The sequence below is a fragment of the Leisingera coralii genome (genome assembly GCF_049056525.1).
Taxonomy (GTDB): Bacteria; Pseudomonadota; Alphaproteobacteria; order Rhodobacterales; family Rhodobacteraceae; genus Leisingera; species Leisingera coralii.
In genome coordinates, this window is sequence record NZ_JBHUPT010000055.1 from 1 (window position 1) to 18,802 (window position 18,802).

An 18,802-nucleotide genomic window follows, 5' to 3' on the forward strand; every position below is an offset into this window, starting at 1 on the left:
TGTGGACTCGGACCAGGGTCCGCGGGATCAGTTGACCGTTTTGGCCTCGATCTCGGGACGGGCCGAGCGGGAGGAGGAGATTTCGATCCGGCGCGGTTTCAGCGCCTCCGGCACCTCGCGGTGCAGATCGATATGCAGCATGCCGTTTTCCAGGCTGGCGCCGGTCACGCGGACATGGTCGGCCAGGGTGAAGCGGCGTTCAAAGGCGCGGGTCGCGATGCCGCGGTGCAGGAAGGTGCGCTCTTCGCTGTCTTCGGCCTTTTTGGCGGCGACAACCAGGGCGTTTTCCTTCACTTCGACGCTCAGGTCTTCTTCGGCAAAACCGGCGACGGCAATCGAGATGCGATAGCTGTCGGCGTCGGTCTTTTCGATGTTGTAGGGCGGGTAGCTGGACTGGGTCGCATCGGCGCTCAGGGCGCGGTCCATCAGGTTGGCGATCTGGTCAAAGCCGATGGTTGCACGGTGCAGCGGTGCAAAATCAAAAGTACGCATTTTCCATCCTCATTCATGAGCGATTTCAGGGTGCCTTCCCCGCGGGGACAGGCTGGAATTGTCCGGGCCCCATTCAGCGGCTGCCCGGATAATCCTGAGATAGGAAGGGGAAAATACGGCTTCAAGGGGGCCGTCAGCCGCCCGGGCGCACAAATTTCGCGCCGCCTGCGGAACCGCCGCCGCCAACCCGGATCCGTTTGATCCGCCGGTCCGGCGCTGCCGCCGGATTGCGGCGCAGCTGCGCCTTCAGCTCGGCCACCCGCTGGGGCAGCTTCATGCCGAACGCCACCTGCCTGCCCTCGTAATTGCCGCCGCCGGAGACCAGCGCCAGGATCCGCCCGCGCCCGCCGACCTGCGAGAACACCGGCGCCCCGGAAGAGCCGAAGGTGACATTGCAGTCGATCATCAGCACATCCTTATGCTCCCCCATCAGGTTGCAGGCGCGCTGGCGCGACAGCGCCTCGGCCCGCCCCATGCCATAGGAGGTCACTGAGATATCACTGCCATAGTCCTGGCCCGAATGCAGCGCAAAGGCATCCGCCTGGCCGCTGAGAATTGGCTCCGCCAGCCGGATCAGAGCTACATCATGGCGGATGTTCTCCAAGCTGAGCGCGGTGCGCGGGTTGAACCCCGGATGCGCAGCGATCTGCAGCGCCGGGCGCTCGGCAATTGCCACCCCGTCACGCAGGCCGGCGCGGAAGGTGATCTGCTCCGCCGGACGCAGGGTCTTGTTCCGGTCATAGACGCAATGCGCCGCAGTCAGCACCAGATCCGGTGCGATCAATGTGCCGGTGCAGAACCCCTGGCCGTTCAGCTCCAGCCGCCCCACGGCCTCCCAGCCCAGCAGATCATCACGGTCGGTCAGGCGCCGGAGGCCAGTGCCCTGCGCCGTTGCGCTGCCAGCGTACGCCAGCATGGCAACACCCGCTATCAGCGCCCGCCAGATCATTGCCCGATGAACTTGGCGCCGGAGGAGCTGCGCCCTTCGCCCACCTTCACCCGGCCCACTCCCGGCGGCAGCCGTCCGCCGGTGGCCACCCCGGTCAGCTGCGCCTGCAGCAGCGTCAGCTCCTCTGCCAGGGCAGACCCCAGCGAAACCCGCCTGCCGCTTACCTCCGCCTTGGCAGAGACCACCGAGACGATCCGCGGGGTGCCGCCGTCAAAGGAAAACACTGGCGCCCCGGAGGAGCCGAAATCCACATCGCAGGACATCACCAGCACCCCCTGCTGCCGCGCCATCACCGCACAGACCTCCTGCAAGGACGGTGCCTCGGAGCGGTCATGGGCATAGGACACCACGCCGATCTTGGCCCCCTTGCGCGGGCGCTCCTCTGTCTCAAAGGGTGTCACGGTGGTGTTGCGGATCGGGCGCTGCAATTGCAGCAGGGCAATATCGTTGCGCACCCGGTCGGTCGACAGCTCCCCGTCATAGACATAGGAGGGATGCTGCACCGCCCGGCGCACAGAGCGGTAGGCCGAGGCGCGGCCGTTGCGCCAGCCGGCCAGGAATTCGATGGTGGTTGGATCGATCGGCGCCTTGGTACGGCTGTCATAGAGGCAATGGGCGGCGGTCAGCACCAGATCGGGGGCGATCAGGGCGCCGGTGCAAAACCCCTCGCCATTCACGTCGAGCCGCCCGACGGCCTCCCACTTGCGGCCCGCATCCAGGGTGTCCATCCGCTGCAGCCGGCTGTCCTGCGCCATTGCCGCGGCTGGCAGCAACAGCGCTGCAACCGCAAGAATCCACTGCCTCACATGCGTCTCCTCTTATCCACCGGCTGGGAGATTATCTGTCTGTTCAGGCAAAATTACGGCAAGCCCGCGGTTAATGCAGCCCGATTCTTTTAGAGGCAGCCTCAGCGCAGGACCGGCACCTCCGGCGCGCGTTTGCCCGGTGCGGTCAGCGCAGGCGGCTGCGGGCCGCCGGTGGCCCAATCGAGCAGCTCCACCGTGTGCACGATCGGCAGTTTGGTGCCGGAGCCGATCTGCATCATGCAGCCGATGTTGCCTGCCGCGATCAGGTCGGGTGCCTTCGCCTCCAGCGTCTTCACCTTGCGCGCCTTCAGCTCGGCAGAGATTTCCGGCTGCATCAGGTTGTAAGTGCCGGCCGATCCGCAGCAGAGGTGGCTGTCGGCGGGCTCCACCACCTTGAAGCCTGCGCGTTTCAGCAGTGTCTTCGGGTGGGTCTTGATCTGCTGCCCGTGCTGCAGCGAGCAGGCGGCGTGATAAGCCACGGTCAGCCCCTTGTCCGCGCCCTCGGGCAGCTCCAGCTGCATCAGCAGCTCGGAGATATCCATCGCGATGGCCGAAACCCGGGCCGCATCCGCCGCCAGCGCCTCATTGCGGAACATGTGGCCATAGTCCTTGACCGTGGTGCCGCAGCCGGAGGTGTTGATGACAATGGCGTCCAGCCCCTGCCCGTCCATCTCAGCTGCCCAAGCGCGGATGTTCTTGGCCGCGGTGGCGTGACTCTCGTCCTCGCGCCCCATGTGGTGGGTCAGTGCGCCGCAGCAGCCCGCGCCCTTGGCCACCACCACCTCGCAGCCCAGCCGGGTGAGCAGGCGGATGGTGGCGTCGTTGATATCGGTGTTCAGCGCCTTCTGGGCGCAGCCGGTCATCAGCGCCACGCGCTTCTTGCGCGGCGCGGCGGGGGCAAAGCTCTGCGGATCGTCATTGCGGCTGACCGGGGGGATTGTTTCGGGCGCCATGTCCAGCATCGCGCGCAGCCGTGCGTCCGGCACCAGCCCCTTGAACGGCTTCGCCAGCTTGGCCCCCAAGAGCGCCAGCCGGAACCGGCCCGGATAGGGCAGGATCCGCGCCAGCAGCCAGCGCAAGGCGCGGTCGCTCCACGGGCGGTCATAGTGTTTTTCGATATAAGCGCGCGCATGATCCACCAGGTGCATGTAATGCACGCCCGAGGGACAGGTGGTCATGCAGGCCAGGCAGCTGAGGCAGCGGTCGATGTGCTTGACGGTCTTGGCGTCCGGCACCCGCTCGTTCTCCAGCATGTCCTTGATCAGATAGATGCGGCCGCGCGGGGAGTCGAGTTCATCGCCCAGCACCTGATAGGTCGGGCAGGTCGCGGTGCAAAAGCCGCAATGCACGCAGGTGCGCAGGATTTCGTTGGCACGCTTGGTGCCGGGGTTCTGCAGCTGCTCTTCGGTGAAAGTGGTCTGCATGTCTTACCCCATCAGGCCTGGATTGAGGATGCCGCGCGGATCGAACTGGCTCCGCAGTCCCGCGGAGATGGCCGCCAGCGGTGCGGGCTGCGGCTGGAATACGCCGAGCCGCACGCGGGTGTCCTGCGAGGCCCGCACCAGCGTGGAATGGCCCGGCACATCTGCCAGTTTCTGCCTTAAATCCTCCCCTTCCGGCACAAGGCTCCAGATCAACCCGCCGCCCCAATCGGCAACATGCTCGAAATCCCACTGCCCTGTTACATTAAGCATGTCAGTCGGCTTTACCGAGGTTCGCCACACGTCGCCGGCTTTGCCGTGAAACGGTTCTGCGTCGCGCAAGGACTGCCAAATTTGGGTGTTTTCTTCTGCGTCGATGTTCAGCTCATCAGGTTTCAAGTCAGAAAAGAGCCTCCGCAGTTCTGTCAGGCGGTATTTGACGGAATCTTCGAATCCCTCCACCCGAACGAACGTCATCGATTTTCCAGCGGCACCCTGCGGCACCCTGCCTGCACCGGTCACGTCATAGGGTGACTTCAGAGCTTCACAGAAGACTTTCAGCGCCGCGGACCATCCAAGCCCGTGCCAGACCAACGTGCCACTGCACTCAGGCTTTGGCAGCACCTTCAGCGACACCTCCGTCAGAACACCCAGCGTGCCATGGGCGCCGCACATCAGCTTTACTAGGTCATAGCCGGTGACGTTCTTCATCACCCGGCCGCCGTTCTTCACCGCTTGGCCGGTGCCATCGACAAAGCGCACCCCCAGCAGGTGGTCGCGTGCCGCCCCCGCCTGAATACGCCGGGGACCGGAGACATTGGCCGCAATGACACCGCCGATGGTCGGCTCGCCGTCTGTACCCAGCAGTCCGCGGTGGTCCATCGGCTCAAACGCCAGCCGCTGGTTTTCCGCCGCCAGCAGCGCCTCCACCTCCGCCACCGGCGTGCCTGCCTTGACCACCAGCGTCAAAGCGCCCGGCTCATAAAGTTCCACCCCGGACAGCGCGCACGTGCTCAGAACTTCCCCTTCCACAGCCAGCCCGCGGGTTCCGCCGCCCTGAATGCTGAGTGGCCCGCTTGCGCCTGCAATGGCTTCGGCCAGTTCCGCCTCGCTCCCTGGTGTCATCATCTTCTTCTTTGTCCAAATACTCTGGGGGTTTGGGGGCAAAGCCCCCATTACTCGGCAGCCAGCGCCACGGCCCGGCGGCCTTCGGTCACCGGCAGCGGAAACACCTTGGCCGGGTTCAGGAGCCACTTGGGGTCAAACACGTCCTTGACCTTCAGCTGAGCCTCCAGGTCCGCCTCAGTGTACTGATGCAGCATCAGATCGCGCTTCTCGATCCCAACCCCATGCTCGCCAGTCAGGCAGCCGCCTGCCTCGACGCACAGCTTCAGGATCTCGGCGCCAAAGGCCTCGCAGGTTTCCAGGTCGCCCGGCTTGTTGGCATCGAACAGGATCAGCGGATGCATGTTGCCGTCACCCGCGTGGAAGACATTGGCCACATCCAGACCAAATTCCTTGCTCATCTCGCCGATCCGGCGCAGCACAAAGGGCAGCGAGGACACCGGGATGGTGCCGTCCAGGCACATGTAATCGTTGATCTGCCCCATGGCGCCAAAGGCCGATTTGCGGCCCAGCCAGATACGGGCGGCCTCATCTGCATCCCCGGCCTCGCGCAGTTCCACCGGGTTGTGGGATTTGGCGATCTCTATGATCAGCCCCAGCTGGTGATCGATTTCCGCCGGGCTGCCCTCGACCTCGATGATCAGAAGGGCCTCGCACATCGGGTAGCCTGCCTTGGCAAAGGCTTCGCAGGCCTCGATGCAGGGGCGGTCCATGAATTCGATGGCCACCGGCAGCACGCCTGCCTTGATGATGTCGGAGACACAGGCACCGGCCACCTCATTGCTGTCGTATCCGATCAGCACCGGCCGCGCGCCCTCCGGCTTGCGCAGGATGCGCAGGGTGGCTTCGGTCACCACGCCCAGCTGCCCCTCGCTGCCGCAGATCACACCCAGCAGGTCCAGCCCGCCCGGATCCAGATGGGCGCCGCCGATGTCCACCACCGTGCCATCCATCATCACCATCGTCACGCCAAGCAAATTGTTGGTGGTGACCCCGTATTTCAGGCAATGTGCCCCGCCGGAGTTCATCGCGATATTGCCCGCAATGGCGCAGGCCAGCTGCGAGGACGGGTCCGGGGCATAGAAGAATTCTTCTTCCTCCACCGCGCCGGAAACGCTCAGGTTGGTGCGGCCGGTCTGCACCCGGATGATGCGGTTCTCGTAATCGGTCTCCAGCACCTCGTTCATCCGCGCCACACCCAGGATCACGCAATCCGCGGTAGGCAGCGCCCCTCCCGCCAGCGAGGTGCCCGCCCCGCGCGGCACCACCGGCACGCCTTCCTCGTGGCAGATGCGCAGAATATCCGAAACCTCCTGCGTGGTGCGCGGCAGCACTGCCATCAAAGGCGGGCATTTGTAGGCGGTCAGCGCATCGCACTCATAGGCGCGTGTCTCCATCTCATCCTGGATGACCGCATCGGTGGGCAGAATGGTCTGCAGCCGCTCGGCTATCCGCGCCTTGCGGGCCAGAATGGCGGGGTTCGGGGATGGCATCTCCATGGGGCTCTCCTCTTTGGTAAAATAATATTACCAATTTATCACATCTGGCAAGGGGCGGATTGCCGCGCTAGGGTCTGGCCATGATCTGGACCACCCGCCTTGCGCAGTTTTCCCTGTTCGACCTTGCCGCCCTGAGCCTGCTGATTGCCAGCTGGCTGTGGATCGGCTGGCGCATCGAGAACCCGCCAAAGGGGCGGCTTTCGGTGTCCTGGCTGATGGAGGATTTCCGGCGTGACTGGATGAAGCGGATGGTGGAGCGCGATCCGCGGATCTTTGACGCGCAGCTGGCCGGCAACCTGCGCCAGGCGACGGCGTTCTTCGCCTCCGCCGCGATGATTGCCATTGGCGGCGGGCTGGCGCTGATCGGCAATACCGAGCAGCTGGCGGGCGTGGCCGAGGACCTGATCCAGGACAGCGCCCCCGCCTTTGTCTGGGAGGTGAAAATCCTAGTGGTTTTGCTGCTCTTGTCCAATGCGTTTCTGAAATTTGTTTGGGCGCACCGGCTGTTCGGCTATTGCGCGGTGCTGATGGCCGCGGTGCCGAATAACCGGGAGGACCCGCTGGCCTACCCCCGCGCCGCACAGGCCGCCGAGATCAGCATCACCGCTGCGCGCAGCTTCAACCGGGGCATGCGGTCGACCTATTTCGCCCTGGCCGCGGTGGCCTGGCTGGCAGGCGCCCTGCCGCTGGGCGGCGCGGCGCTGATCACCGTGGCGGTGCTTTACCGGCGGGAGTTCGTCTCGCATTCCCGCCAGATCCTGCTGCGCATCCCGCCCGAAAGCAAAGGGGACACGGTTTCATGACTGCACGCCTCCGCCAGCAAAGATATGGTCCTGGCATGAGACAACTGCTTCTGCCGCTTATTCTTTCTGCCGCCGGCCCGCCTGCTTTTGCCGACGAACCGGTGATTGAGGACGCCACCGCCCGCCACTCCGGCGGCAGCTGGTCCTTCAGCGTCACCCTCTCGCATCCCGACACCGGATGGGAGCATTACGCCGACGGCTGGCGGGTGCTGGACATGAATGGAAACGAGTTGGGGCTGCGGGTGCTGGCGCATCCGCATGAGCAGGAACAGCCCTTCACCCGCTCCCTTAGCGGCGTGCAGATCCCGGACGGCACAACACAAGTGCAAATCCAGGCCCGCTGCATCGTGGATGGCTGGGGTGAAGACACATACGTCCTCACCCTGCCCTGACTTTCATCTTTCCAAAAATACTCCCGCCGGAGGCATGCGCCGAAAGGCGCATTCACACCCTATGATACGGGCTGCCTGCCAGAATGGTCGCAGCGCGGTAGATCTGCTCGGCCAGCATCACCCGAACCAGCATGTGCGGCCAGACCATCTTGCCGAATGAAATCGAGAAATCGGCCTCGGCCCGAAGCGAGGGGTCAATCCCGTCGGCACCGCCGATGATCAGCGCCAGGTCCTGGCGGCCGCTGTCGCGCCAGCCGGCCAGCTTGTCCGCGAAATCCGGCGAGGAAATCACCTTGCCGCGCTCATCCAGAGTGCAGATCACCGCGCCCTTGGGCAGCGCCTTGCGCAGCAATGCGGCTTCGGCGGCCATGCCTGCGTTTTTCTTGTCCTCGATCTCCACCACCCGCGCGGGCCCGAGGCCCAGCGCGCGGCCGGTCCGGTCGAACCGGGTGAGGTAGTCGTCGATGAGGGATTTTTCCGGGCCAGCCCGCAAACGGCCGGCCGCACAGATATGCAGGCGCATGACAGTCCTGAAAATACCGGGCCTGAAGCAATCCGGCCCGCACCCATCGCGCGGGCCTGCATCAAATCAGCCTTTGGTTCAGCCGTCGGCTGCCGGAGCGGCCGCGGTGCCTGCGGGCATCCACATCTTCTCGAGCTGGTAGAACTCGCGCACTTCCGGGCGGAAGATATGAACGATCACATCACCGGTGTCGATCAGCACCCAGTCGCCTGCATCCTTGCCTTCGACCTTGCAGCTGATCCGGAACTCCTGTTTGAGCCGGTCCATCAGCTTTTCCGACATCGCCGCGACCTGGCGGGTGGAGCGGCCGGACGCCAGCACCATGTAATCGCCGATCGAAGTCTTGCCGCGCAGGTCGATCTGCACAACATCTTCGGCTTTGTCATCGCTGAGTGAGGAAAGAATCCGCTCCAGCAGCTGTTCGCTGGTGGGCTGGGACTGGGCGGCCATCACGGCTGCCCCATTAACAGCGGCATCCGCCGCTTGAGGTACGGGTGACAGGACATGGTCCTCCTTACAACGCGCCGCCAAGCCCCGGCGCCGGGCCTGTTAATAATGTAGCAACCGGATGGTGAACTTTCAATGAAACCCCGCCCCGGCAGCGCAAGCCCCGTGCTTTATCCGCCATTGTCCGCAGGTGCAACCCTCACCGGCAGCGGGTCGTTCAGCATCCGCACCTCGCGCTGCGGGAACGGGATCGAGATGCCCTGTTCCTGGAACGCATCCCACAGCGCCAGATAGACATTGCCGCGGATATTGGTGAGGCCGCCAGTGGGGTCGTCGATCCAGAACCGCAGCACGTAGTCGACGCTGCTGTCGCCAAAGCCGGTGATGTGGCAGACCGGCTTCTTGCTGCCGTACTGCAGCACCCGCTTGACACCGCAGGCGGCCTCGATCGCGATCCTGCGGACCTTGTGCGGGTCATCGTCATAGCCGGTGCCAAAGGTAAGGTCGAGACGGACGTATTTGTCGGAATGCGACCAGTTCACCACCTGGGTGGTGATCAGGTCCTCATTCGGGATCAGGTATTCGCGCCCGTCGCGGGTGACGACGGAGACATAGCGGGCGCCCAGCGCGTTGATCCAGCCGAAGGTATCGCCCAGTGAAATCACGTCGCCCGGCTTGATCGACTTGTCCAAAAGGATGATCAGGCCCGACACCAGGTTCGACACCACCTTCTGCAGGCCGAAACCAAGGCCAACACCGATGGCACCCGACAGCACCGCCAGGCCGGTCAGGTCGATGCCGATCGCCTTCAGCCCGATAAAGAACGCGCCGCCGAACAGAAGGATCTGCGCCAGTTTGGCTGCCAGCACCTGCATTGAGGGCGAGATTTCGGAATTGGCGCGAATCCGGTTCGCCGCCACCGATGAAATTACCCGCGCCAGCGTCAGCATCACCCCGAGGATAACAACCGCCTGGACCACCAGAAACAGCGATATCCTGAGATCGCCGAAATTGATGGCAACGGCGTCCAGCAGATGCACCGCGTCTTCGGTGATCCCCAGGATGCGCAAGGTGATCCAGGTCCAGGCGCCGTATTTCACCAGGTGGCGCAGCAGCGGATTGCCCACCAGCCGGGTCGCCAGCGACACGATCAGCCAAGCCAGCGACAGGTTGGCAATGACCGTCAGCAGGCGGGACCGGCTGGGCCATGTGGCCTCTTGCATGATCAGAACGACCATCCAGATCAGCACCACAAACAGAATGCCCCGGATCCGCTTGTGCAGCACCAGCCCCGCCCGAATCCGCCAGCGCGGCCAGCCTTCCCGTGCCCGCAGCCAGTCATGGAAAGCGCTTTTCAGAGGCCGGGCGATCAGGGCGGCCAGCACAAAGACCGCCAGCACAATCCCCGCTTGATAGGCATTCCATGGCCTGAGCAGCAGCTCGATGCCCTCGGCCGCCAGCTCCCACAGCTGCTGGCCAAGCTCCAGCGCCTCTGCGGTGCTTTCGGCAATCGCGTCCCTGGGTGGTGTCTGCTCTTCCGGCTCCATCGCGCCCCCTTTTTGCTGCCAGTGTGCAGCCCTGGCGGGTTTTGATCAAGAATAGACGCCGAAGGGGAAGAATAAGGGCAGCGCCTGCTCATGCGGACGGCCAGGCGGTTCGCCTCCGGATCAAGACCTGTCAGTCTTACCCTAGAGAACGAATCTTGATTGCCGGCCCGTGCGGATGTATCTGACAGCCATGACCCTCGTATTGGCCCAAAAGATCGAACTGCAAGACCGCGCCCGCCTGCGCGAGCGGTTCTTTGGCGCCGCCCGCACGGTCCTGGCGCGCCTATAAGGTGCTTGCCCAGCCCAAAGCCAGCATACCCAATACATCACGGGAGAGGACCCATGTCCCCCAAGACACTCTATGACAAGATCTGGGATGCGCATGTTGCGCATGAAGCAGAGGACGGCACCTGCCTGCTCTATATCGACCGGCACCTGGTCCACGAAGTGACCAGCCCGCAGGCTTTCGAAGGCCTGCGCATGGCCGGCCGCAAGGTGCACGCCCCGGAAAAGACCATCGCGGTGCCGGACCACAACGTGCCGACCACGCTGGACCGTGCCAAAGGCATCGAGAACGAGGAAAGCCGCATCCAGGTCGAGGCGCTCGACAAGAACGCCAAGGAATTCGGCGTGCATTACTACCCGGTGGATGACATCCGCCAGGGCATCGTGCACATCGTCGGCCCGGAACAGGGCTGGACCCTGCCCGGCATGACCGTGGTCTGCGGCGACAGCCACACCGCCACCCACGGCGCATTCGGCGCGCTGGCGCATGGCATCGGCACCTCCGAGGTGGAGCACGTGCTGGCCACCCAGACGCTGATCCAGAAGAAATCCAAGAACATGAAGGTGGAGATCACCGGCAAGCTGAAGCCGGGTGTCACAGCCAAGGACATCACCCTGGCTGTGATCGGCGAGACCGGCACCGCCGGCGGCACCGGCTATGTCATCGAATACTGCGGCGAAGCGATCCGCGATCTGTCGATGGAAGGCCGCATGACCGTCTGCAACATGGCGATCGAAGGCGGCGCCCGCGCTGGCCTCATCGCACCGGACGAGACCACCTTTGAGTATGTCAAAGGCCGCCCGCACGCTCCGAAAGGCGCCCAGTGGGAAGCGGCGCTGAACTGGTGGAAGACCCTTTACACCGACGAAGGCGCGCATTTCGACAAGGTCGTCACCCTGAAGGGCGAGGACATCGAGCCGGTCGTGACCTGGGGCACCTCGCCCGAGGACGTGCTGCCGATCACCGGCGTGGTGCCGAACCCCGAGGACTTTTCTGGCGGCAAGATCGAGGCGGCCCGCCGCTCGATCGAGTACATGGGCCTCACCCCCGGCCAGAAGCTGACCGACATCGAGATCGACACCGTGTTTATCGGCTCCTGCACCAACGGCCGCATCGAGGACCTCCGCGCCGTGGCAGAAGTGGTGAAAGGCAAGAAGATCAAGGACGGCATGCGCGCCATGATCGTTCCGGGCTCCGGCCTGGTCCGCGCCCAGGCCGAGGAAGAAGGCCTGGCCGAGATCTTTGAAGCAGCCGGCTTCGAGTGGCGCCTTGCGGGCTGCTCCATGTGCCTGGCGATGAACCCCGACCAGCTGGCCCCGGGCGAGCGTTGCGCCGCAACCTCGAACCGGAACTTCGAAGGCCGCCAGGGCTACAAGGGCCGCACCCACCTGGTGTCGCCTGCCATGGCTGCCGCCGCTGCCCTGACCGGCAAGCTGACCGACGTGCGCGAGCTGATGTAAGGAGCCAGAAGCATGGAAAAGTTCACAAAGATCCAAGGCGTTGCCGCACCGATGCCGCTGGTCAACATCGACACCGACATGATCATCCCGAAGGTGTTCCTGAAGTCCATTCAGCGCACCGGTTTCGGCAAGAACCTGTTCGACGAGATGCGTTACAACCGCGACGGCACCGAGATCGAGGATTTCGTGCTGAACAAGCCGCAGTACCGCAACGCCGAGATCCTGGTGGCCGGTGACAACTTCGGCTGCGGCTCCAGCCGTGAGCACGCGCCCTGGGCGATTGCCGATTTCGGCATCAAATGCATCGTGTCGACTTCGTTCGCGGACATCTTCTTCAACAACAGCTTCAAGAACGGCATCCTGCCGATCGTGCTGCCGCAGGAGCAGGTCGACATCCTGATGGCGGACGCGGAGAAGGGCGAGAACGCCCGCATGACCGTGGACCTGGAAGCGCAGGAGATCACCACCTCGGACGGCGAAGTCATCAAGTTCGACGTGGATCCCTTCAAGAAGCACTGCCTGCTGAACGGGCTGGACGATATCGGCCTGACTTTGGAAAAGGCCGACTCGATCAAGACTTTCGAGGCCAAGGCCGCGCAGGAGCGCCCCTGGGTCTGATCCCGGCTGAAACGGTTGAAACCGATCGGAGCCGCCCGCACGGGCGGCTCTTTCTTTTGCGGCGACGCCAGAATCACGCCGCATTTCCGCCTCATTTCAGCGGACGCGGTTTCCTTGTGTACGCAGCCCCCGCAACCACAGCATCTGGTAGCGCGCCCGCCAACCGCCTCAATTTCCATCAAAACGCTGATGCAATCCGGCACCAGTCCCGCGGTCAAAGTAGCCCCTGCCCTGCTGCCGGGCCTTGAGCGGAATACCGCCAGCCGGCCACAATGGGGCAAAAATGAGGCAGAGCGCCCTGGGCCGTCCCGGGGGGCTTCAAATCTGGAACCAGGGAGAAAAACACCCGGTCCAGTTTGAAGGGAAACAGAGACGTGATTGCACGCATCACAGGCGCGGCTTTCCGCGGCATACTGGTGGCTATGCTGTTTGCAATGCCGTCACTGATTCTGCCGGCAGCCGCCACCGACTCGCCGGAAATCGTCCTGTTCATTGCCCTGCTGGGCGCTGCCCTGGCCTTTACCGAGTATTACTCGCATTTTCCCAGCTTCGTGGAGTTCCGCAACGCGCCGCCGATCAACCGGATGCGCTTTGCCGCCGCTGTTGCCGCGGTGGGCGCGCTGAGCCTGCTGGCCGCGCATCCGCTGGCCCCGACCGGGCTGACGGCGCTGGTGCAGCGGCTGGGCGGCTGGCTGGGCGGCCAGCTCGACTTTGCCTATTCGCCGGTGCAGCTGACGGTGCTGATGATGCCTCCGCAGGTGCCGGAGGCCACGGTGCTGATGGTGCGCGATGCCGCCGGGCTGGCCTGTTCGGTTGCAGGCCTGGCGATTGCGGTCTTTGCGCTGGTGATCCGGGTCGGCCATTGGCCGGTGGGCAGCGGCGCCTTCAATGTCTGGGTCAACCTGCCCCTGTTCGACCCCACCACCGGCGGCGATGTGGTGCAGCGGCTGCAGCGGGACGGGCGGATCAATATCATCGGCGGCGTGCTGCTGCCCTTCGCCCTGCCCGCCGCGGTCAAGCTCGCCTCGGGCATGGTGGATCCCGGAATGCTGGCCGCACCGCATATGCTGGTCTGGGTGATCAGCGCCTGGGCGCTGGTGCCGGCCTCGATGATCATGCGCGGCATGGCGATGCTGCGCATTGCCGGTCTGATCGCGCACAAGCGCCGCACCGCCTGCAGCGATGCGGATGAGGCGATGCAGACTGCATGAGACGGCTGGCGGCTGGCCTTCTTCTGATCCTTGCCGCCGGGACGGGCCGGGCAGAAACGCTCCGCATTGCAACCTTCAACACTGAGCTGTCGCGTGATGGGCCGGGACTGCTGCTGCGCGATATCGAACGCGGCAAGGACAAGCAGGTTGCCGCTGTTGTGGAGGTCATAACCGCCGTGCAGCCGGACGTGCTGGCGCTGCAGGGAATTGACTGGGATTATGAAGGCCGGGCGCTGGCGGCCCTGGCCAATCGGCTGGCGGAGCAAGGTCTGAGCTACCCGCACCACGTGTCCCTGCAGCCCAACGCGGGCCTGCCGCCCCCTGTCCTGCTGGATCTGGATGGCGATGGCAGGACCGGCGGGCCACGCGACAATCAGGGCTATGGCCGGTTCCGCGGTCAGGGCGGGATTGCATTGCTGTCGCGGCTGCCGGTCGGCCGCGAAGGGGTCCGCGAGTTCTCGGCCCTGCTGTGGCGCGACCTGCCGGAAGCGCTTTTGCCGCAACACCCGGACGGCCGCCCCTTCCCCTCAGCTGAGGCTCAAGCGGTGCAGCGGCTGTCTTCCACAGCGCATTGGCTGGTGCCGGTGGGGCTGCCGGACGGCCGCTGGCTGAATGTGATGACCTTTCATGCCACCCCGCCAGTCTTTGATGGGCCGGAAGACCGCAACGGGCGGCGCAACCACGACGAAATCCGCCTGTGGCAGCTGCTGCTGGACGGCCAGTTGGGGGCGGTACCTTCAGGCCCCATTGTCATTGCCGGCGACGCCAATCTCGACCCTGAGCAAGGCGAAGGCCGCAAACAGGCGATCCGCAGCCTGCTGGCAGACCCGCGCCTGCAGGATCCGCAGCCGCAAAGCACCAAGGGCGGCACCGCCACGGTGGAGTGGCAGGGCGTGGGGCAGATGCGGGTGGACTATGTTCTGCCATCGGCCGGGCTGACCGTCACCGGCAGCGGCGTTGCCTGGCCGGACTCCCCGGAGGATGCGTCAGCAATCGCCAGCCGCCACCGCCTGGTGTGGGTGGATTTATTGCTGGACTGACCTGCCCCCCACAGCATCATTGCGCGGGCAAATCCTCATCATTCCCCTTTATTTCCAAGGGCCGTTATTGACCCTGCCCGGCTGTCCCGCTACGCCCGTGCCAGCTGTTTTTTAGGAGGATCCCCATGCCCAACCCATCGATTCTGATTCTGCCCGGCGACGGGATCGGCCCCGAAGTCATGACCGAGGTGCGCAAGATCATCACCTGGTTCGGCGACAAGCGCGGCCTGCAGTTCGATGTGAGCGAGGATCTGGTCGGCGGCGCGGCCTATGACAAGCACGGCAAGCCGCTGGCGGATGAAACCATGGCCAAGGCGCAGGAAGTCGATGCGGTGCTGCTGGGCGCCGTCGGCGGCCCTGCCTATGACAACCTGGATTTCTCTGTGAAGCCGGAGCGCGGCCTGCTGCGCCTGCGCAAGGAAATGGACCTTTATTCCAACCTGCGCCCGGCGCAGTGCTTTGACGCGCTGGCCGATTTCTCCTCGCTGAAAAAGGACATCGTCGCGGGCCTCGACATCATGATCGTGCGCGAGCTGACCTCCGGCGTCTACTTCGGCGAGCCGCGCGGCATCTTCGAAGAGGGCAACGAGCGTGTCGGCATCAACACCCAGCGCTACACCGAAAGCGAGATCGAGCGCGCCGCACGCTCCGCGTTCGAATTGGCGATGCGCCGCAACAAGAAGGTCTGCTCGATGGAGAAGGCCAACGTGATGGAATCCGGCATCCTGTGGCGCGAGGTTGTGACCCGTGTTGCAGCCGATTACCCCGAGGTCGAGCTGTCGCATATGTACGCCGACAACGGCGCGATGCAGCTGGTGCGCGCACCCAAGCAGTTCGACGTGATCCTGACCGACAACTTGTTCGGTGACATCCTGTCCGACTGTGCCGCGATGCTGACCGGTTCGCTGGGCATGCTGCCCTCGGCATCGCTTGGCGCGCCGATGGAAAACGGCCGTCCCAAGGCGCTCTATGAGCCCGTGCACGGCTCCGCCCCGGACATCGCGGGCCAGGGCAAGGCCAACCCGATCGCCTGCATCCTCAGCTTTGCAATGGCGCTGCGCTACAGCTTCGACCAAGGCGCCGAAGCCGACCGGCTGGAAGCCGCAGTCGAGAAGGTGCTGGCGGACGGCGTGCGCACCGCTGACCTGCTGGCCAGCGAAGGCGTGGAACCGGTCTCCACCAGCCAGATGGGCGACGCCGTGGTTGCCGCACTGGACGCAAGCCTCTGATTTCCAGACGCTAATTCAGAACAACCAAAGCCCCGCCCGGTTTCCGGCGCGGGGCTTTTTCGTGTCTGCCGACGCCGCCCTCTCAGCCATAAAAAAGAATTCTCAAAAACCGCATCTTTCTGTGGAATCGCCCTTGTCAAACCCCGCGCCCTGAGCTATTTCGCCCTCCACGGTCGGAGTGTAGCTCAGCCTGGTAGAGCACTGTCTTCGGGAGGCAGGGGTCGGAGGTTCGAATCCTCTCACTCCGACCAAAAAACAAGGCGCCCTAGGGCGCCTTTGTTGTTTTCGGATCACCACACACAACAGCTTTCCAAGCCCTCAAAGACCCGGTTCACCCTGCGTTCAGAGGCCTTGCTCGCGCTGCCGGGAATTGCGCTGCGCCTTGCAGCGATCACTATGCTGGCTGTCAAAAGCTGCAGCTCGCCAAGACCATCGCTGGTCCGCACAAAAATGCCAGCGGACTGATGCCCGATGAGCCCCAACCGGCATTTGCAAGCCCGGCTAGGTCAGGCCTTGGCTTGAAAGACTTCTGCGTGTTCCGGAAAGAGCGTTTGCAGAAACTGCAGAGTCTGCTCCAGCGCGCCCTCCCGGGTGTAGACGTGCGGGAAAAGGTGCAGCTTCTGCCAAAAGCCGTCCGTCAGCGTATCAATCCAGCCGCCAGCCAAACTGGCCCTGCCGGGATCATCCGGCGACAGCTGCAGGCAGATCTCGTTGAGCATCTTGGACCTCTTTTCCTCGAACTCGCCGGTGATCTCTGCGTATTGAGGCACGAAATTCTGCTCCCCGAAAAAGGCAAACCAGATGGCGAGCGCGCTAGGGTTGCAGATCTTGGGGCTGAAGTCCGCCTCGATAATCGTGCGCAGCCGGGCCGCCGGATCTTCGGGCGCCTTTTCCAGCGCCGCCTGCCAGTGGGCCTCGTAGGTCTGGTACTGATCGCGTAGCGCCTCAGTCAGGATGCCGGTCTTGGACTTGAAATAGAAGACGGCAACGCCCTGCGACAGCCCGGCCTCATTGGCCACGGTCGCCAGCGTCGTCTTGGCCAGGCCGTTGGCCACGATCGATTTCAAAGTCGCATCAAGAATCTGCCGCCGCCGCATGTCGGCGTTTTCCTTGCGTTCCTTGCGCGGCTTCCTGCCGCTGCCCTGCGATGCCACCATGAGAAATCCAAGCTTCAATTTTCCTCCTTGTTCCACACTTCTCCGCGCCTGTCAGCCGGATTATTTTTATTTGAGCGCTCAAAAAAACTTTACCGGAAATTTCTTCTCCTCTAGGCTCCGGTGAACGACAGCCGGACCAGGAGAGATTCATGGGGCAGCACGACAGATATGACGCCATCGTGGCGGGAGCCGGTCACAACGGCCTGACCGCAGCCTGCTACCTGGCCAAGGCCGGGCTGAAGGTTCTGGTGGTGGAAAAGAACGATTGGATCGGCGGTGCCGCGGTGAGCCGGTCGCTGCATGAGGGCTGGACCTATTCCAATTGCTCCTACGTCTGCTCGCTGCTGCGCCGCGAGATCGTGCGCGACCTGGAGCTGCCGAAATACGGGCTGCAAGTGATCCCCTATGAAGGCGGCGCCAGCTTTGGCAGCGATGGTGACTACTTTGCCTATTTGTCGGACCATGACGCCCTTCGCCGGGAAATCTCCCGCCACAGCGCCCATGATGCGGACGCCTATGACCGGTTCAGCCAGACGGTGATCCGCCAGTGCCGCTTCATCCGGCCGTTCCTGTTGCGCAACGCGCCGGACCCGACCTCGCTGAAGCCGCGCGACATCGGCGAGTTGCTGTTCCTGATCAAACAGGCCCACGGGCTGGGCAAGAAGGAACTGGGCGAGACGCTGCGCTTCTGGTCGATGTCAATTGGCGACTTCCTGGACGAGCATTTCGAGAATGACCTGATCAAGGCGCATATCGCCGGCGCGGGCATCATCGGCACCGGGCTGGGCGTCTACTCCCCCGGCACAGCCTATGTGCTGCTGCACCACTACATGGGCGATGTCGACGGCGCGATCGGGGCCTGGGGCTTTGCCCGCGGCGGCATGGGCGCGATCTCCAACGCGCTGGGAGCTTGCTTTGAGGAGGCAGGCGGCACCATCGTCACCGGCTCCGGCGTCGACCGGTTTCTGGTCAGCAATGGCAGGGCCACCGGGGTGGCGCTGGACAATGGCGATGAATACCACGCGCCCATCGTGGCCTCCAACATGGATGTTAAACGCACCTTCCTGCAGCATACCGGCCAGCAGCATCTGCCCGGCGATTTCGTGAAGGCAGTCAAGCGGTTCAAGATCCGCGGCTCCTCGGGCAAGCTGAACATCGCGCTGGATGCCCTGCCAGAGTTCCCCGCCGCCCCCAAGGGCGCGCCTTTTCTGCGTGGCGATCTGCACTGCGCCGAAAGCCTGAACGAGCTGGAACGCGCCTATGACGACTGGAAAGAGGGGCGCTGGTCGCAGAACCCTTATTTCGACATGCTGATCCCCAGCCAGATCGACCCGACGATGGCACCGCCGGGCAAACATATGATGACCGTCTTCGTGCAGTATGCGCCCTATGACCTGGAGGTCGGCGGTGTGCGGGCAGGCACCAACTGGAACGGCCAGACCCGCGGCGCCTTTGCCGATTGCGTCTTTGACAAGCTGGAGCAGGCCTGCCCGGACATCCGCAGCAAGACCGTGCACGCCGAGGTCCGCACCCCCTGGGACATCGAGCAGGAGGTGGGCCTGACCGAAGGCAACATCTTCCAGGGCGAGCTGACTTTCGACCAGCTGCTCTTCAACCGTCCGGTGCCGGGATATGCGCAATACGACACCCCGATTGACGGCATGTATATCGTCGGCTCCTCCGCGCATCCGGGCGGCGGGGTGATGGCGGCGCCGGGGGCCAACGCGGCCCGCGAAATCCTGCGAAATATCGGCCGGGGCGGCAACATGACCGGCTACGCGGCCTGAGGAGCGGAAG

Annotated in this window: 19 protein-coding genes and 1 tRNA gene; 10 read left to right on the forward strand and 10 right to left on the reverse strand. The window is 64.1% G+C overall.

Annotated elements, in window-relative coordinates:
* Positions 1-27: 27 nt before the first annotated feature.
* From ACFMBG_RS16740 to ACFMBG_RS16765, 6 genes are all read right to left on the reverse strand, one after another.
* A complete protein-coding gene (locus tag ACFMBG_RS16740) occupies positions 28-492 on the reverse strand; it encodes an Hsp20 family protein (protein WP_421055841.1) in 465 nt (154 codons plus the stop codon).
* Between the two features lie 133 nt (positions 493-625).
* The gene (locus ACFMBG_RS16745; RefSeq protein ID WP_421055842.1) at positions 626-1,441 is read right to left on the reverse strand and encodes a trypsin-like serine peptidase; all 816 of its coding nucleotides are present in this window, start codon (positions 1,439-1,441) and stop codon (positions 626-628) included.
* A complete protein-coding gene (locus tag ACFMBG_RS16750) occupies positions 1,438-2,196 on the reverse strand; it encodes a trypsin-like serine peptidase (RefSeq protein WP_421055889.1) in 759 nt (252 codons plus the stop codon). The genes ACFMBG_RS16745 and ACFMBG_RS16750 overlap by 4 nt, the downstream gene beginning before the upstream one ends.
* A gap of 152 nt (positions 2,197-2,348) precedes the next feature.
* A complete protein-coding gene (gene glcF / locus ACFMBG_RS16755) occupies positions 2,349-3,671 on the reverse strand; it encodes a glycolate oxidase subunit GlcF (RefSeq protein ID WP_421055843.1) in 1,323 nt (440 codons plus the stop codon).
* A 3-nt stretch (positions 3,672-3,674) separates the two neighbouring features.
* A complete protein-coding gene (locus ACFMBG_RS16760; protein WP_421055844.1) occupies positions 3,675-4,793 on the reverse strand; it encodes an FAD-binding protein in 1,119 nt (372 codons plus the stop codon).
* A gap of 50 nt (positions 4,794-4,843) precedes the next feature.
* Entirely contained in the window at positions 4,844-6,292 is a 1,449-nt protein-coding gene (locus ACFMBG_RS16765) for an FAD-linked oxidase C-terminal domain-containing protein (protein WP_421055845.1), read from the reverse strand.
* Between the two features lie 80 nt (positions 6,293-6,372).
* Between ACFMBG_RS16765 and ACFMBG_RS16770 the strand changes: the two genes are divergently transcribed.
* Positions 6,373-7,095, forward strand: coding sequence for a DUF599 domain-containing protein (locus tag ACFMBG_RS16770; protein WP_421055846.1), 723 nt, complete (start codon positions 6,373-6,375; stop codon positions 7,093-7,095).
* 35 nt (positions 7,096-7,130) lie between these two features.
* Positions 7,131-7,487, forward strand: coding sequence for a hypothetical protein (locus ACFMBG_RS16775; RefSeq protein ID WP_421055847.1), 357 nt, complete (start codon positions 7,131-7,133; stop codon positions 7,485-7,487).
* A 52-nt stretch (positions 7,488-7,539) separates the two neighbouring features.
* Here ACFMBG_RS16775 and rlmH read toward each other — a convergent pair whose 3' ends face one another.
* From rlmH to ACFMBG_RS16790, 3 genes are all read right to left on the reverse strand, one after another.
* Complete coding sequence (gene rlmH / locus ACFMBG_RS16780; protein ID WP_421055848.1) at positions 7,540-8,010, reverse strand: 23S rRNA (pseudouridine(1915)-N(3))-methyltransferase RlmH; 471 nt, start codon at positions 8,008-8,010, stop codon at positions 7,540-7,542.
* Positions 8,011-8,088: 78 nt separating this feature from the next.
* The gene (rsfS, locus tag ACFMBG_RS16785) at positions 8,089-8,460 is read right to left on the reverse strand and encodes a ribosome silencing factor (RefSeq protein ID WP_421055849.1); all 372 of its coding nucleotides are present in this window, start codon (positions 8,458-8,460) and stop codon (positions 8,089-8,091) included.
* A gap of 167 nt (positions 8,461-8,627) precedes the next feature.
* Complete coding sequence (locus ACFMBG_RS16790; RefSeq protein WP_421055850.1) at positions 8,628-10,004, reverse strand: mechanosensitive ion channel family protein; 1,377 nt, start codon at positions 10,002-10,004, stop codon at positions 8,628-8,630.
* A 190-nt stretch (positions 10,005-10,194) separates the two neighbouring features.
* Between ACFMBG_RS16790 and ACFMBG_RS16795 the strand changes: the two genes are divergently transcribed.
* From ACFMBG_RS16795 to ACFMBG_RS16825, 7 genes are all read left to right on the forward strand, one after another.
* Complete coding sequence (locus ACFMBG_RS16795) at positions 10,195-10,293, forward strand: isopropylmalate isomerase (protein WP_226429013.1); 99 nt, start codon at positions 10,195-10,197, stop codon at positions 10,291-10,293.
* Positions 10,294-10,346: 53 nt separating this feature from the next.
* Entirely contained in the window at positions 10,347-11,750 is a 1,404-nt protein-coding gene (leuC, locus tag ACFMBG_RS16800; protein WP_421055851.1) for a 3-isopropylmalate dehydratase large subunit, read from the forward strand.
* A 12-nt stretch (positions 11,751-11,762) separates the two neighbouring features.
* Positions 11,763-12,368, forward strand: a complete 606-nt coding sequence (gene leuD, locus ACFMBG_RS16805) for a 3-isopropylmalate dehydratase small subunit (protein WP_421055852.1) — start codon at positions 11,763-11,765, stop codon at positions 12,366-12,368.
* A gap of 374 nt (positions 12,369-12,742) precedes the next feature.
* A complete protein-coding gene (locus tag ACFMBG_RS16810) occupies positions 12,743-13,579 on the forward strand; it encodes a hypothetical protein (protein ID WP_421055853.1) in 837 nt (278 codons plus the stop codon).
* Positions 13,576-14,619, forward strand: coding sequence for an endonuclease/exonuclease/phosphatase family protein (locus ACFMBG_RS16815; RefSeq protein ID WP_421055854.1), 1,044 nt, complete (start codon positions 13,576-13,578; stop codon positions 14,617-14,619). Before ACFMBG_RS16810 ends, ACFMBG_RS16815 begins: the two co-directional genes overlap by 4 nt.
* A 125-nt stretch (positions 14,620-14,744) precedes the next feature.
* Positions 14,745-15,848 (forward strand): 3-isopropylmalate dehydrogenase, encoded by a 1,104-nt coding sequence (leuB, locus tag ACFMBG_RS16820; RefSeq protein WP_421055855.1) that lies wholly within the window; start codon positions 14,745-14,747, stop codon positions 15,846-15,848.
* Positions 15,849-16,022: 174 nt separating this feature from the next.
* Positions 16,023-16,099: transfer RNA gene (locus tag ACFMBG_RS16825), tRNA-Pro, on the forward strand.
* Positions 16,100-16,354: 255 nt separating this feature from the next.
* On the opposite strand, the gene ACFMBG_RS16830 is transcribed toward ACFMBG_RS16825, so the two are convergent.
* Positions 16,355-17,005 (reverse strand): TetR family transcriptional regulator C-terminal domain-containing protein, encoded by a 651-nt coding sequence (locus ACFMBG_RS16830; protein WP_421055856.1) that lies wholly within the window; start codon positions 17,003-17,005, stop codon positions 16,355-16,357.
* Between the two features lie 149 nt (positions 17,006-17,154).
* Between ACFMBG_RS16830 and ACFMBG_RS16835 the strand changes: the two genes are divergently transcribed.
* Positions 17,155-18,792, forward strand: a complete 1,638-nt coding sequence (locus ACFMBG_RS16835; protein WP_421055857.1) for a phytoene desaturase family protein — start codon at positions 17,155-17,157, stop codon at positions 18,790-18,792.
* Positions 18,793-18,802: the final 10 nt, after the last annotated feature.

Coding starts and splice junctions, on each gene's coding strand:
- ACFMBG_RS16740 (WP_421055841.1), bottom strand. CDS start 492: ATGCGTACTTTTGATTTTGCACCGCTGCACCGTGCAACCATCGGCTTT.
- ACFMBG_RS16745 (WP_421055842.1), bottom strand. CDS start 1,441: ATGATCTGGCGGGCGCTGATAGCGGGTGTTGCCATGCTGGCGTACGCT.
- ACFMBG_RS16750 (WP_421055889.1), bottom strand. CDS start 2,196: ATGGCGCAGGACAGCCGGCTGCAGCGGATGGACACCCTGGATGCGGGC.
- glcF (WP_421055843.1), bottom strand. CDS start 3,671: ATGCAGACCACTTTCACCGAAGAGCAGCTGCAGAACCCCGGCACCAAG.
- ACFMBG_RS16760 (WP_421055844.1), bottom strand. CDS start 4,793: ATGACACCAGGGAGCGAGGCGGAACTGGCCGAAGCCATTGCAGGCGCA.
- ACFMBG_RS16765 (WP_421055845.1), bottom strand. CDS start 6,292: ATGGAGATGCCATCCCCGAACCCCGCCATTCTGGCCCGCAAGGCGCGG.
- ACFMBG_RS16770 (WP_421055846.1), top strand. CDS start 6,373: ATGATCTGGACCACCCGCCTTGCGCAGTTTTCCCTGTTCGACCTTGCC.
- ACFMBG_RS16775 (WP_421055847.1), top strand. CDS start 7,131: ATGAGACAACTGCTTCTGCCGCTTATTCTTTCTGCCGCCGGCCCGCCT.
- rlmH (WP_421055848.1), bottom strand. CDS start 8,010: ATGCGCCTGCATATCTGTGCGGCCGGCCGTTTGCGGGCTGGCCCGGAA.
- rsfS (WP_421055849.1), bottom strand. CDS start 8,460: ATGGCCGCCCAGTCCCAGCCCACCAGCGAACAGCTGCTGGAGCGGATT.
- ACFMBG_RS16790 (WP_421055850.1), bottom strand. CDS start 10,004: ATGGAGCCGGAAGAGCAGACACCACCCAGGGACGCGATTGCCGAAAGC.
- ACFMBG_RS16795 (WP_226429013.1), top strand. CDS start 10,195: ATGACCCTCGTATTGGCCCAAAAGATCGAACTGCAAGACCGCGCCCGC.
- leuC (WP_421055851.1), top strand. CDS start 10,347: ATGTCCCCCAAGACACTCTATGACAAGATCTGGGATGCGCATGTTGCG.
- leuD (WP_421055852.1), top strand. CDS start 11,763: ATGGAAAAGTTCACAAAGATCCAAGGCGTTGCCGCACCGATGCCGCTG.
- ACFMBG_RS16815 (WP_421055854.1), top strand. CDS start 13,576: ATGAGACGGCTGGCGGCTGGCCTTCTTCTGATCCTTGCCGCCGGGACG.
- leuB (WP_421055855.1), top strand. CDS start 14,745: ATGCCCAACCCATCGATTCTGATTCTGCCCGGCGACGGGATCGGCCCC.
- ACFMBG_RS16830 (WP_421055856.1), bottom strand. CDS start 17,005: ATGGTGGCATCGCAGGGCAGCGGCAGGAAGCCGCGCAAGGAACGCAAG.
- ACFMBG_RS16835 (WP_421055857.1), top strand. CDS start 17,155: ATGGGGCAGCACGACAGATATGACGCCATCGTGGCGGGAGCCGGTCAC.